We start from the raw sequence: 13,246 nt of genomic DNA on the forward strand, positions 1-13,246 counted from the left end.
GTCTGGCGGTGGCTGAATTTTGTACCGTGGGTGACGCTTTTCTGACGCAGAAGCGAGCCGGCCAAATTGGCTGTAAGCCGCGTTTTAGAGCCTTCCAAAAAATTATTTCAATGGTGTCCATTAGCCTTTAATGGCTATGCTAGAGTGGATCCAAACCACCATTAACTGTATTGCCGGTTTACGTCTTCTCAAAAGGAATGGGGGGCTTTTTGACATAACCGGGCAGGCCACGCTGGGGCTCTATGCGCTATTTGCTGATGTTATTGTTGTGCGGGCTGCCCATGCTCGCCAGCGCCGTCGAGTTCAACCAGGACACGCGAAGCCTGCCCCTGGGCCGGGTCATGCAAGTGCTCGAAGACCCGACCGATGCCCTCACCATCGCCGAAGTCAGCTCCCCGACCTACGCCGCGCAATTCAAGACCCATGACAAAGCCACCCTCAACGCCGGCTATTCGCGCTCGGTGTTCTGGCTCAAGATCGACCTGCATTACCTGGCCAAAGACCCCCGGGCTCCACGTACCTGGTTCCTGGAACTGGCCTACCCGCCACTCAACCATCTGGACCTGTACCAGAACGACGGTACCGGCAACTATCGGCTGACCACCCGCACCGGCAGCGCGCTACCGTTTTCCAGCCGAGAAGTGCGCCAGAGCAACTACCTGTTCAAGCTCAACTTCGTGCCCGACCAGCAGGAAACCCTCTACCTGCGCCTGCAAAGCGAAGGTTCGATCCAGGCCCCCTTGACCCTCTGGGCCGGCACCGCGTACCTGGAGCAGCAGCCACTGCGCCTCTATGTACTGGGGGCAATCTACGGCGTCTTGCTGGGGATGTTGATCTACAACCTGTTCATCTACCTCAGCGTGCGCGACACCAGTTACCTCTATTACATCTTTTATATCGCTTCGTTCGGGCTCTACCAACTCTCGGTCAATGGCGTGGCCGTGGAGTACTTCTGGCCCAACAACCCCTGGTGGACGAATGCGGCGGTGCCGTTCCTGATCGGCTCGGCGGCGCTGTTTGGCAGCCTGTTTGCCCGCAGCTTCCTGCACACCGCGCAGCACAGCCGCTGGCTTGATCGCATTTTGCTGGCATTGGCCGCCTGTGGTGCGGTGGTGATGGCCCTGGCCCTACTGACCAGCTACGCCGTGGCCCTGCGCCTGGCCACCGCGCTGGCACTGGTGTTCACCGTCACCATCTTTATCGCCGCGATCAAGGCCTGGTACTGCGGCCAGCGCATGGCACGTTATTTCATCATTGCCTGGTCGGCCTTCCTGCTGGGCGGGGTGGTCAACACGCTGATGGTGCTGGGTTATCTGCCCAACGTATTCCTGACCATGTACGCCAGCCAGATCGGCTCGGCCATCGAAGTGGCGCTGTTATCCCTGGCCCTGGCGGACCGGATTAACGGCATGCGCGAGCAACAGGCGCAAATCCTCTTCGATGCCAGCCAGAAACTCGAAGTGCTCAACCAGCAACTGGCCCGCAGCAACCGGCTCAAGGATGAGTTCCTCGCCACCCTGACTCACGAACTGCGCACCCCAATGAACGGCGTGATCGGCTCCTTGGAACTGATGCAGACCGTACCCCTGGACACTGATCTTGCGCAGTACCAGCAAACCGCCGCCGGTTCGGCGCGGGACATGATGCGCATGGTCAATGGCATCCTCACCCTCACCGAACTGCAGGCCGGTCGCCTGAGTGCCCAGCCCCAGGTATTCAGCCTGCGCGGTGTGCTCGACACCCTGCGCCAGCAGTTCGCCGCCAGCGCGCAGAGCAAGGGCCTGGCGTTTTCCATCGATGTGGCGGTTGAGCTGCCGGACCGTATGATCGGCGACTCGGGCAAACTGCTGCAGTGCCTCGATTGCCTGCTCGACAATGCCTTCAAGTTCACCCACGAGGGTTCGGTGCGCCTGCGTGTCGTGGGCGTACCTCACAGTGACGGCGGCCTGCGCTTGAGTTTTATTGTGACCGACACAGGGATCGGCTTTGCCTTCCTCGACGAGGCGACCCTGTACCAGCGCTTCTTCCAGCTTGATGGTTCCACCACCCGCGAATACGGTGGCCTGGGTATCGGCCTGGCCATCTGCCGGCAACTGATCGAACTGCTCGGCGGGCGCCTCACCCATCATTCCGAACCCCGCAAGGGCAGTCGCTTCCAGCTGGAAATGGAGGTTAGCCCGGTCGCCCCGGAGCCTGGGCACGTGCCAAGCCGACATCGCGTGCCCGGGGACTGTGCGGTACTGCTGGTGGACGACAACAGCGTTGGCCAGTTGGTAATGCGCGGCATGTTGCTCAAACTCGGCTACCAGGTGAAAACCGCCGACAGCGGCGCCAGTGCACTAACGGCCTTGCAAGGGGATAAATTCGACGCCGTGTTGTTGGACATACCCGAAGGCGGCTTCTCGTTGTGCTGTCAGATTCGCGCATTGCCGGGCTGCGGCGAGCTGCCGGTGATTGCCTTGAGCACCTCGTTGAATGTGTCGGAGCGCGAACACTGCCATGGCATCGGCGTCACTGATCGCTTGGCCAAGCCCGTACGTTTCGAGGCGCTGCAAGCGGTATTGGAGCGTCGCTTGTTGTGCCCGCTAGAGGGCGAAAGCGCCGGACATTAGGCGGGTATGTCACTTTTTTAAGCCGGGTGAGGGTGCTTAACTGAAATTCGGGTCTCAACGCCATGGGGCCTTTTTCCAGGAGGCCCGTCATGAACCTGCATCAGTTCGCCGAAACCCACGACGTCACCAATCAGCCCCCATCCCTGGACGGCACCAACCTGTATCGCATCGACCTGCCCCTGCAAGATTGGGCGCGGCGCTTCGGTGCCGGTTGGGCAGAAGGGCGCATGGATGCCTACGGTGCCCTGGCCGGTGGGCCGCTGATGGAAGCGGGGTTCCTGGCGAACCAGAACAAGCCGCTGTTCAGCAGCCATGACCGGTTTGGCCATCGCATCGACCTGGTGGAGTTTCACCCGGCGTATCACGAACTGATGCGCACCGCCGTCGAACACGGCTTGCCGTCGTTGCCGTGGGCCCATCCGCAGTCGGGAGCCCATGTGGCCCGCGCCGCGCTCACTTACCTGCATAGCCAGGCCGAAGCCGGCACCGGTTGCCCGCTGACCATGACGTTCGCCTGTGTGCCGGCGCTGCGCTTGCAGCCCGACTTGGCTGACATCTGGCTGCCGAAGATCCTCAGCACCCAATACGACCCGCGCAATGTCGGCATCGCCCACAAGAGCGGCGCCACCATCGGCATGGCCATGACCGAGAAACAAGGTGGCACCGACGTGCGGGCCAACACCACCCGCGCCTACCCCGTGGGCGCGGGCGGGCCTGGGCAGCCCTATGAACTGGTGGGCCACAAGTGGTTTTGCTCGGCGCCGATGTGCGATGCCTTCCTGACCCTGGCGCAGACCGACAAGGGCCTGACCTGTTTCCTGCTGCCCCGGCACCGCCCGGATGACACGCGCAACGAGTTCTATATCCAGCGCCTGAAGAACAAGCTCGGCAACTGCTCCAATGCCTCAAGCGAAGTCGAGTTCCGTGGCGCCCTGGCCTGGATGATCGGCGAAGAAGGCCGGGGCGTGCCCACTATCATCGAAATGGTCGCCATGACCCGCTTCGATTGCATGGTCGGCTCCAGTGCCCTGATGCGCCAGGCGTTGACCCAGGCCAGCCATCATTGTGCCCATCGTTCGGTGGGTGGCCGCGTACTCAGTGAGCAACCGCTGATGCAAAACGTACTCGCCGACCTGGCCCTGGAAAGCGAAGCCGCGCTGGCCTTGAGCATGCGCATGGGGCGTGCGCTGGATCACCTGGGCGATGAACAGGAAGCCAAGTTCGCCCGCTTGGTGACGGCGGTGGGCAAGTATTGGATCTGCAAGCGCGCCCCGGCAATGATCAATGAAGCGGCCGAATGCATGGGCGGGGCCGGGTATGTCGAGGACAGCATCCTGCCGCGCCTGTACCGCGAGGCACCGGTGAATTCGACCTGGGAAGGCTCCGGCAATGTGCAGTGCCTGGACGTGCTGCGGGCGCTGTCGAAAGAGCCCGGTGTATTGGAAACGTTGTTTATAGAGCTGGGGGACGGGCATGGCGATAAGCGATTGGCGCGGCATATCGAGCAATTGAAGTCGGCGTTCATGGATACCCAGGATATCCAGTACCGGGCGCGGCAGTTGACCGAAGACATTGCCGTGGCGTTGCAGGCCAAGTTGCTGATGGAGGCGGGGAATGGGGCGGTGAGTGATGGGTTTATTGCCAGCCGGCTGGGTGAGTCGTCCGGGCGGGTGTATGGCACCTTGCCCCGTGGTGTCGATGTGGCAGCCATCGTCGCCCGTTCCACCCCCCAATCCCTCTGACTTTACGGGGTCAAAATGTGGGAGCGGGCTTGCTCGCGAAGGCGGTGTATCAGCCACCTATTCACCAGCTGACCCACCGCATTCGCGAGCAAGCCCGCTCCCACATTATTGATCGCATTCCAATTGCACTGTTTCAGTAGGGCCGGGTTACAGGCAAGATAAAGGCCTGCACGTCAGAACACAGGATGCTTACCGTGACCGAAGCTTTTGTTGTCGTTCAATCCGCCGAAGAAGCCGTAGACCGGCTGGCGGCTCTGCATGAGCGTGCTACCGGCGCGCTCAATCAAGCCCTCAAGCAATACCTTAAAGACCGCGTCGAACCTGACGCCGAACAACGCGCGCTGTTTCGCTACCCGGAACTGCGCCTGACCTACCACTGCCATGGTGAAGTCCCACAGACCACCCGGGCATATGCCAAGGTCCAACTGCCGGGGACCTACAGCGTCACCGTCACCCATCCTGCAGCGTTCCGTAAATACCTGCTGGAGCAACTGGTGCCGCTGATGCACGACTTCACCGTGACGGTGGAAGTGGGCGTCAGCCAACAGAACATTCCCTACCCCTACGTGGTAGAGCAGGGCGACGAGCTGGCCGGCTCCGGCGTGACCGCCGCGACCCTGGCCCGCGTGTTCCCCAGCACCGACCTGTCGGCCGCCACCGATGGTATCGCCGACGGCCTCTACGACTGGGAAAACACCGACCCGCTGCCCCTGGCGCTGTTCGATGCCGCTCGCGTGGACTTCTCCCTGCGCCGCCTGGTGCACTACACCGGCAGCGACTGGCGCCATGTGCAGCCGTGGATCCTGCTGACCAACTACCACCGCTACGTCGACCAGTTCATCCTGCATGGCCTGGAACAACTGCGCAGCGACCCGCGCTTTGTGCGCATGGTGTTGCCGGGCAACGTGGTGATCGACAAGGCCATGGACCACGGCGAAGCGTCGGCCATTGCCGCCGGCGTGGTGTGGCACCGTTACCAGATGCCGGCCTACCACCTGCAAGCCAGCGACGGTCACGGCGTGACCCTGGTGAACATCGGCGTTGGCCCGTCCAACGCCAAGAACATTACCGACCACTTGGCGGTACTGCGTCCGCATTGCTGGCTGATGATCGGCCACTGCGGCGGCCTGCGCCAATCCCAGACCATTGGCGACTACGTATTGGCCCACGCCTATATGCGCCGCGACGGGATTCTGGACCGTGTGGTGCCGCCGAACATCCCTATCCCGGCCCTGGCCGAAGTGCAGATGGCGCTCCAGCAAGCGGCGGCCAACGTCACCGGCGAGAAAGGTGAAGAGCTGAAAAAGCGCCTGCGCACCGGCACCGTGCTGACCTACGACGATCGCAACTGGGAGCTGCGCTGGGCCCAGGAACGGCCGCTGATCAACCTGTCCCGCGCCGTGGCCGTGGACATGGAAAGCGGCACCATCGCAGCGCAAGGCTATCGCTTGCGTGTGCCCTACGGCACGTTGTTGTGCGTCTCCGACAAACCGCTGCACAGCGAGATCAAGCTGCCAGGCTCGGCCAACGCGTTTTATGAGCGCGCGGTGAGCCAGCACTTGAAGATCGGCATCGAGGCGGTGGACTTGCTGCGCACTGAACTCAACTCGCTGCACTCGCGCAAACTGCGCAGTTTCGACGAGCCACCGTTCCGCTAAGCGGTTGGGATGGTTATTTAACGGTCAGGCCACTAGCATTGTCGGTCCTGACCGTTAGATGTACCGAAGCCATGTCCCGTCCCACACGCCCCGATTCGCGCCGCCCTGGCGTGAAACCTCCCTATTGCGCTGCACGCCGCGTTGCCAAGGCACCGCCGGCCGAGCCCAAGCTGATCCTGTTCAATAAACCCTTCGACGTGCTGACCCAGTTCAGCGACGAAGGCGGGCGCGCGACCCTCAAGGACTTTATCGACATCCCCGGCATTTATCCGGCGGGCCGCCTGGATCGGGACAGCGAAGGCTTGCTGCTGCTGACCAACGATGGCCAGTTGCAGGCGCGCATTGCCGACCCCAAGCATAAGTTGGCGAAAACCTACTGGGTGCAGGTGGAAGGCGAGCCTACCGAAGAACAGTTGCAACGCCTGCGCGACGGTGTGGAGCTTAACGATGGCATGACCTTGCCTGCGCAAGCCCGACAGCTGGAAGAGCCCGAATTATGGCCACGCAACCCGCCGGTACGCTTTCGCAAAAGCGTGCCCACGTCGTGGCTGGAATTGGTGATTCGGGAAGGGCGCAACCGCCAGGTTCGGCGTATGACAGCGGCGGTGGGCCTGCCCACTTTGCGCCTGGTGCGGGTGCGCATTGGCGATTGGACGATCGACGGCCTGGACCAAGGCCAGTGGAAAGACGTGCCGGCGCGTTTATAGGGCGCCGGATTCAATCAGGCCGATCACCACGCTCTTGATGATGAACGCGGCCACGCCCAAGCCCAGCACGAAGAACAAGATGAACGAGCCAAAGCGCCCGGCCTTGGACTTCTTCGCCAGGTCCCAGACGATAAAGCCCATGAAAATGATGAGGATGGTGACCAGGCCGGTCATCATCCATTCTTCGAACAGGGCGGGGTCGATGTTGTTCATGTAGGGCTTCCGGCAGGGCGGGCAAGTATAAGGCAGCGTTATAGACGCCACATTGACCTGAGTCGTGCGCGGTCAAAATGTGGGAGCGGGCTTGCTCGCGAATGCGGTGTTTCAGTCACACATGCATCAACTGACAGGCTGCATTCGCGAGCAAGCCCGCTCCCACATTTGCCCAGCAGTGATCTCAGGTGCGCAGGTGGGTCAGTGGCAGTTCGGTGCTGTTCAGTACTTGGTTCAGCACAAAGCTGGATCGCACACTGGTCACCCCTTCAATCCGGGTCAAATGCCCCAGAAGCAGTTTCTGGTAATGGTCCATGTCGGGCACCACCACTTTCAGCTGATAGTCAGCGTCCATGCCGGTCACCAAGCTGCACTCCAGCACCTGTGGCAAGGTACGAATCGCCGCTTCGAAATTCTCGAAACGCTCCGGTGTATGCCGGTCCATACCGATCAGCACATAGGCGGTGAGGCTCAGGCCAAGCATCTTGCGGTCGAGCAGGGCGACCTGGCGGGAGATGTAGCCGTCATCCTCCAACTGCTTGACCCGGCGCGAGCACGGCGACGGCGACAAGCCGATACGTTCGGCCAACTCCTGGTTGGAGATCCTCGCGTCGCGCTGCAATTCCGCCAAAATACTCAGGTCGTATCGGTCAAGCTTGCTCATTGGGTTGGCCTTTGTCGTAACTATTGCGGCGAATTATCTATGAAGGGTTAAAAATTGCGCAAGCACTGTTTATTGACGCAATCTTCGCAATCATCTGTCAGGCGCTGCCCTGTATCTTTATCAACAGAATCACCGCCTGGACAACAGTCCACAGCAGCCCGCCCAATCAGGCCCGCTGCGGCCGCCACCCTAGCAGGGTTGAGCCGGCCTCCAGGCTGCACACCGCCCAGAAGGCGGCGTGAGGTGAGCCAACGCCACAAGCGTTGAGCACGGACGAAGTTCTCAAGGGGTGGCCGACGGGTCACCCCTTTCTTTATGCCTGCGAAAAAGTTTCGCGTGACTGATAACCTGTCCGAGAACCGGGCCGCGCTTTTCCAGTCTCATGAACAGGCCCCAATCCGCAGTGAGGAATAGCATGAAGCGCATCTGGCGTTTGGCAGGTGTAGGTTTGCTGATGGCCGCCGTAGGCAACCACGTGTTGGCTGACGAGCGTGATAACACACCGCGTCCTGAAGGCGGTGGTCAGCATGAACGAGGGCAAGGCAACAACAATCAGCCGCGTCCGGAAAACAATCAGCCGCGCCAGCAGCAGGCGCCTCGCCCCGAGAATGCCCAGCCACGCCCGCAGAACCAGCATTTTGAACGCGCCGAGCAGCAGCAACGTAACGGCGGGCAGTGGCAAGCCCGCCCGCAAAATGCCGAACAGCCGCGGCCCGCGCCGCAGCCGTCGAACAACCTGCCGATCCAGAGTCGCCCCGATACCGTGCGCCAGACCCAGGAGCCACGCCAGGGCAACTATCGCGATATTCCACGCCGTAACGATGGCAACCAGCATTGGGACGCCGGCGGCCCCGGTTCGCGGCCGGGCAACAACGGCGGCGGTTACAACAATAACCGTCCTGGCGATAACCGCTGGCCGGGTCGCCCGGATGGGCACGGCAATGGCTGGGGCCCAGGCCCGCAGCACCGCCCCGGCTACGTGATTGATCGTTTCCCCGATCGCAACTACCGCGTGCCTTACCGTGGCCAGGATTACTTCTTCTCCGGCGGCTATTGGTATCGCCCGCAAGGCCCGCGCTACGTGGTGGTGACGCCACCGTATGGCATCCGCGTGCAATACCTGCCGGACTATGCGCGTGAAGTGTGGGTGGGCAGCGCGCTGTTCTTCCTCGCGGCCGGTGCGTATTACACCTACGAAAGCAGCAGCCAGCAGTACGTGGTGGTGCAACCGCCCACCCAGGTGCCCGCGCCTCAGCCCGCGCCGCAAGGCAATGGCTATGACGTGGTTGCGTACCCGGCCAACGGCCAATCACCGGCCCAAGTGCAGCAGGACGGCTATGACTGTTATCGCTGGGCGGTGCAGCAAAGCGGTTTCGACCCGCAGCAAGTCACTTACGCCCCAGACCCTGCGGTGGTGCAAACCTACCGCCAGGCCCAAGGCAACTGCCTGACCAGTCGTGGCTATCAGGTGCAGTACTAAGCCTTGTTGCCGGTAACCACTTCCCGCGGGTCGGCGTGCACCAGCACTTCGGCGCGCGGGTAAGCCTGGTGAATGGCATCGGCGGCCTGGTCGCTGATGGCGTGGGCCACTGACAAGGTCAATTCCCCTGGCAGTTCCAGGTGCAACTGCACAAACCAGTGGTTGCCCGAAATGCGCGTGCGCAAGTCATGGGCACCCAGTACACCCGGCACGCCACGGGCCAGTTCCAGCATGTGCTGGCTGACGTCCGGCGGCAGCTCCTCATCCATCAACACCGCAAAGCTTTCCCGGGCGATCTGCACCGCACTCCACAAAATGTAGGCGGCGATGCCCAGGCCGAACCACGCATCCACCTGATGAAAGCCCATGCCCGCCAACACCAGCGCCACCAGGATGCTGCCGTTGAGCATCAGGTCCGAACGGTAGTGCAGCGAATCGGCGCGCACCGCGTTGGAGCCGGTTTCGCGGATGACCCGGTGTTGCAGCATCAGCAAGGCGACCGTCAGCACCAGGGAAAAGATGATCACGCCAATGCTCAGCCACGGCGCGCCCACGGGTTCCGGGTGCTGCAAGCGTTCATAGGCCTGAAACGCGATCAGCACGGCACTGCCGGCAATAAACAGCGCCTGGGCCATGCCCGACAATGATTCCGCCTTGCCATGGCCATAACGGTGATCGTCATCCGCCGGCCGCAGGGCGTAATGCACCGCCACCAGGTTCAGCAACGAGGTCACGCCATCGAGCAGCGAGTCGGTCAGCCCGGCGAGCATGCTCACCGAGCCGCTGAGCCACCAGGCGATGGCCTTGGTGATAATCAGCGCGCAGGCCACACCCACCGAGGCGCGGGTGGCCAGGCGCAGGAGTCTGGCGTGTTCAGGGCTGCTGGTCATGGATCAGGCAGCCGGTTGCAGGCCGAGGGACGCCAGTTGTTGCACGCTGCCCTTGAACTGGATCATGCGCGGGTCGTCCAGCGGCAGGCTGCGGCCGGTTTCTTTCTGGATGATCGATTGCAGCTTGGCGTTATCGACCTTGCCGTCGGCGCCGATGGCCTCATGCAGTTTTGCCGGGTCGACCTGAGCGGTCTTGCCCGGTTCGAAATAGATGGCGCCGGTGGCGAAGTCCACGCCAAAGGCGATCAGGCCAGGGATCACATAGAACAGCAGGCCGATGGCATCGAGCACGGCCACGGTAGGGTCGATCTTGCCGTCGATCTGGCCACGGCGGTCAGGGAAGAAGATCGAACCGCAGGCCGTCAGTTGGCTCAGCAGGGTGACGGTGAGGACACCGCCGATGAAGCGGGAAGCGATACGCATATGGGAATCTCCTGAACACGTTTGAAAGTTGGCTACAAGCAAGTCTACAGGGCGGTGATGCTCAAATGTGGGAGCGGGCTTGCTCGCGAAGACGGAGTGTCAGTCACCGTAAATGTTGATTGATCCACCGCATTCGCGAGCAAGCCCGCTCCCACATTGGATTGTGTTCGTCGCTCGAGCCAGTGGTGTTTCTACGACCACCACCGACCTTGCGCCGTTCGCCGTTATACTCGCCGCTCTGCTTTGGAGCCAGTATGAATTCGTTGCCGATCGATGATGTTTTACCCGCCCTGCGTGACGCCTTGGCGACTCGCCATGAAGCCGTGCTGGAAGCGCCTCCCGGCGCCGGTAAAACCACCCGCGTGCCCTTGGCCTTGTTGCACGAGCCTTGGCTGGCCGGGCAGACCATCCTGATGCTCGAACCCCGCCGCCTCGCCGCCCGCGCCGCTGCCGAACGCCTGGCCAGCGAGCTGGGCGAGAAGGTCGGTGAAACCGTCGGCTATCGCATTCGACTGGACAGCAAAGTCGGCCCCAACACCCGCATCGAAGTGGTCACCGAAGGCATCCTCACCCGCCGCCTGCAGGACGACCCGGCGCTGGACGGCGTGGGCTTGCTGATCTTCGACGAATTCCACGAGCGTAGCCTCGACGCCGACCTCGCGCTGGCCCTGAGCCTCAACGGCCGCGATCTGTTTCGCGATGAACAACCGCTGAAAATCCTGCTGATGTCCGCCACCCTCGAAGGCGAACGCCTGGCGGGCCTGTTGGACAATGCGCCGATCCTGCGCAGCGAAGGCCGCATGTTCCCGGTGCAGATGCGCTGGGGGCGGCCGTATCAGGCGGGGGAATTTATCGAGCCGAGGTTGGTGCAGACCATCCTTGAAGCCTTGCACGACGAAACCGGCAGTGTGTTGGTGTTCCTACCCGGTCAGGCGGAAATTCGTCGGGTCAACCAACAACTGGCCGACGCCTTAGGTGATCGCACCGATGTGCTGTTGTGCCCGCTGCATGGCGAGCTGGACCTCAACGCCCAACGCGCCGCCATCGACCCGGCGCCTGCCGGTAAACGCAAAGTCGTGCTGGCCACCAACATCGCCGAGACCAGCCTGACCATCAACGGCGTGCGCGTGGTGATCGATGCCGGGCTGGCGCGGGTGCCGCGCTTCGACCCCGGCAGCGGCATGACCCGCCTCGACACCCAGCGCATCTCCCGTGCCAGCGCCACCCAGCGCGCCGGTCGGGCTGGGCGGTTGGAGCCGGGGGTGTGTTATCGGTTGTGGTCCGAAGACCAACATGAAGGGTTGGCGGCCTACAGCAGCGCGGAAATTCTCGCCGCCGATCTCGCCGGGTTAGCCTTGCAACTGGCACGCTGGGGCGTCACCCCTACTCAATTGGTGTGGCTCGACGTGCCACCCACCGCTGCGTATGCCCAGGCCCAGGATTTGCTGGTGCGCCTCGGCGCCTTGAATGACGAAAAACTCACCGCCCATGGGCAAAAAATGGCCGAGTTGCCGGCCCACCCACGTATTGGCCATCTGCTGTTGCGCGGCCAGGAGCTGGGCTTGGCGGCGACGGCCTGTGATGTGGCGGCGCTGTTGGGGGAGCGGGATATCTTGCGCGGTGGCGGTGCAGATTTGCACAGCCGCCTGGCACTTATGTCCGGTGAAGAACGCGCGCGCGGCACTCAAGGCGGCGTGCAGCGGGCCAAACAGCTGGCGCGGCAGTATCGCGGTTACCTCAGAGGCCAAGCCACGCAGCCGGTGGCCGACCCCGATCACCCGCGCTGGCTCGGCGCGTTGCTGGCGCTGGCCTACCCGGACCGCGTCGCCCAGCAGCGTCGCCCTGGTGGCGCCGAATACCGTTTGGCCAACGGCCGTGCGGCGTTGTTCGCCGAGGCCGACAGCCTGATGAAACAACCTTGGCTGGTGATTGCCGACCTGGGCAGCCGCCAGGGACAACGCGAAGAACGCATCTACCTGGCAGCGGATTTCGACCCGGCGCTTTTCGAGAGTGTGCTTGCCGAGCAAGTGCGCAATGTCGACCAACTCGACTGGGACGAGCGCGAAGGCGTGTTGCGCGCCGAACGCCAACGCAAAGTCGGCGAGCTGGTGCTCAGCCGCGAACCCCTCACCGGTCTCGACGAGTCCGCCCGCAGCCAGGCGCTGGTCAACCTGGTGCGCCGCAAGGGCCTGGAACTGCTGCCATGGACCCCCGAACTGCGCCAATGGCAAGCCCGCGTCATGCTGCTGCGCCACCTCGATGTTGGAAAAGCCAGCGAATGGCCCGATATCAGCGACAGCGCCTTGCTCGAAAGCCTTGAACACTGGCTGATGCCCTACCTGGGCAAAGTCTCGCGCCTGAGCCATTTCGCCAACCTGGATATTTCCAGCTTCCTGCACAACCTGTTGCCCTGGCCGCTGCCCCAGCGTCTGGACGAGCTGGCGCCGCAGCATGTGAAAGTGCCATCGGGTTCGTCGGTGCGGTTGGACTACAGTGAAATGCCACCGATTCTTGCGGTGCGCTTGCAGGAATTGTTTGGGTTGGCAGACACCCCGCGCATTGCCGGCGGGCGCCAAGTGGTGAAGTTGCACCTGCTGTCCCCAGCGCGACGGCCGGTGCAGGTGACGCAGGATCTGGCGAACTTCTGGCGCAGTACCTACATCGAGGTGAAGAAAGATCTGAAGGGGCGGTATCCGAAGCACTACTGGCCGGATGACCCGCTGGTGGCAGAGCCCACTGCGCGGATAAAACCACGTAAATAAAAATGTAGGAGCGAGCTTGCTCGCGAAGAACTCCCAGACAACGCGTTGAACCAGAATGCGCGCGTTATCGTTGGCGTTTTTCGCGAGCAAGCTCG

The 13,246-nt window shown here is 62.4% G+C and carries 10 protein-coding genes; 6 read left to right on the forward strand and 4 right to left on the reverse strand.

What is annotated here, in order from left to right:
* Nucleotides 1-242 precede the first annotated feature (242 nt).
* From ACLD1Y_RS10445 to ACLD1Y_RS10460, 4 genes are all read left to right on the forward strand, one after another.
* Nucleotides 243-2,612, forward strand: a complete 2,370-nt coding sequence (locus tag ACLD1Y_RS10445; RefSeq protein WP_429477821.1) for a hybrid sensor histidine kinase/response regulator — start codon at nt 243-245, stop codon at nt 2,610-2,612.
* A gap of 89 nt (nt 2,613-2,701) precedes the next feature.
* Nucleotides 2,702-4,354, forward strand: coding sequence for an acyl-CoA dehydrogenase family protein (locus tag ACLD1Y_RS10450; RefSeq protein ID WP_429477823.1), 1,653 nt, complete (start codon nt 2,702-2,704; stop codon nt 4,352-4,354).
* Nucleotides 4,355-4,539: 185 nt separating this feature from the next.
* Nucleotides 4,540-6,012, forward strand: coding sequence for an AMP nucleosidase (gene amn, locus ACLD1Y_RS10455; protein ID WP_429477825.1), 1,473 nt, complete (start codon nt 4,540-4,542; stop codon nt 6,010-6,012).
* A gap of 71 nt (nt 6,013-6,083) precedes the next feature.
* Nucleotides 6,084-6,719, forward strand: a complete 636-nt coding sequence (locus ACLD1Y_RS10460) for a pseudouridine synthase (RefSeq protein ID WP_429477827.1) — start codon at nt 6,084-6,086, stop codon at nt 6,717-6,719.
* Here ACLD1Y_RS10460 and ACLD1Y_RS10465 read toward each other — a convergent pair.
* Together ACLD1Y_RS10465 and ACLD1Y_RS10470 are read right to left on the reverse strand one after the other, a co-directional pair.
* Entirely contained in the window at nt 6,714-6,923 is a 210-nt protein-coding gene (locus ACLD1Y_RS10465; protein ID WP_025999909.1) for a DUF2788 domain-containing protein, read from the reverse strand. The genes ACLD1Y_RS10460 and ACLD1Y_RS10465 overlap by 6 nt on opposite strands.
* A 193-nt stretch (nt 6,924-7,116) precedes the next feature.
* Nucleotides 7,117-7,596, reverse strand: coding sequence for an Lrp/AsnC family transcriptional regulator (locus ACLD1Y_RS10470; protein WP_003176264.1), 480 nt, complete (start codon nt 7,594-7,596; stop codon nt 7,117-7,119).
* 415 nt (nt 7,597-8,011) lie between these two features.
* Here ACLD1Y_RS10470 and ACLD1Y_RS10475 point away from each other — a divergent pair, with 415 nt between their 5' ends.
* The gene (locus ACLD1Y_RS10475; protein WP_429477830.1) at nt 8,012-9,076 is read left to right on the forward strand and encodes a DUF6515 family protein; all 1,065 of its coding nucleotides are present in this window, start codon (nt 8,012-8,014) and stop codon (nt 9,074-9,076) included.
* Here ACLD1Y_RS10475 and ACLD1Y_RS10480 read toward each other — a convergent pair.
* Both ACLD1Y_RS10480 and ACLD1Y_RS10485 read right to left on the reverse strand, forming a co-directional pair.
* A complete protein-coding gene (locus tag ACLD1Y_RS10480) occupies nt 9,073-9,966 on the reverse strand; it encodes a cation diffusion facilitator family transporter (protein WP_429477832.1) in 894 nt (297 codons plus the stop codon). The two genes, ACLD1Y_RS10475 and ACLD1Y_RS10480, sit on opposite strands and share 4 nt — an antisense overlap.
* Nucleotides 9,967-9,969: 3 nt before the next feature.
* Nucleotides 9,970-10,389, reverse strand: a complete 420-nt coding sequence (locus tag ACLD1Y_RS10485) for a polyribonucleotide nucleotidyltransferase (protein ID WP_429477834.1) — start codon at nt 10,387-10,389, stop codon at nt 9,970-9,972.
* Between the two features lie 254 nt (nt 10,390-10,643).
* Here ACLD1Y_RS10485 and hrpB point away from each other — a divergent pair, with 254 nt between their 5' ends.
* Nucleotides 10,644-13,151 (forward strand): ATP-dependent helicase HrpB, encoded by a 2,508-nt coding sequence (gene hrpB, locus ACLD1Y_RS10490; protein ID WP_429477836.1) that lies wholly within the window; start codon nt 10,644-10,646, stop codon nt 13,149-13,151.
* The last annotated feature ends 95 nt before the right edge of the window (nt 13,152-13,246 follow it).

The sequence above is a fragment of the Pseudomonas sp. 18175 genome (assembly GCF_050432925.1).
Lineage (GTDB): Bacteria > Pseudomonadota > Gammaproteobacteria > Pseudomonadales > Pseudomonadaceae > Aquipseudomonas.

Bases quoted from the DNA above. Each gene is read 5' to 3' on its own strand.
- ACLD1Y_RS10470 (WP_003176264.1), bottom strand. From the start codon at position 7,596: ATGAGCAAGCTTGACCGATACGACCTGAGTATTTTGGCGGAATTGCAG.
- ACLD1Y_RS10475 (WP_429477830.1), top strand. From the start codon at position 8,012: ATGAAGCGCATCTGGCGTTTGGCAGGTGTAGGTTTGCTGATGGCCGCC.
- hrpB (WP_429477836.1), top strand. From the start codon at position 10,644: ATGAATTCGTTGCCGATCGATGATGTTTTACCCGCCCTGCGTGACGCC.
- ACLD1Y_RS10480 (WP_429477832.1), bottom strand. From the start codon at position 9,966: ATGACCAGCAGCCCTGAACACGCCAGACTCCTGCGCCTGGCCACCCGC.
- ACLD1Y_RS10460 (WP_429477827.1), top strand. From the start codon at position 6,084: ATGTCCCGTCCCACACGCCCCGATTCGCGCCGCCCTGGCGTGAAACCT.
- amn (WP_429477825.1), top strand. From the start codon at position 4,540: ATGCTTACCGTGACCGAAGCTTTTGTTGTCGTTCAATCCGCCGAAGAA.
- ACLD1Y_RS10450 (WP_429477823.1), top strand. From the start codon at position 2,702: ATGAACCTGCATCAGTTCGCCGAAACCCACGACGTCACCAATCAGCCC.
- ACLD1Y_RS10485 (WP_429477834.1), bottom strand. From the start codon at position 10,389: ATGCGTATCGCTTCCCGCTTCATCGGCGGTGTCCTCACCGTCACCCTG.
- ACLD1Y_RS10445 (WP_429477821.1), top strand. From the start codon at position 243: ATGCGCTATTTGCTGATGTTATTGTTGTGCGGGCTGCCCATGCTCGCC.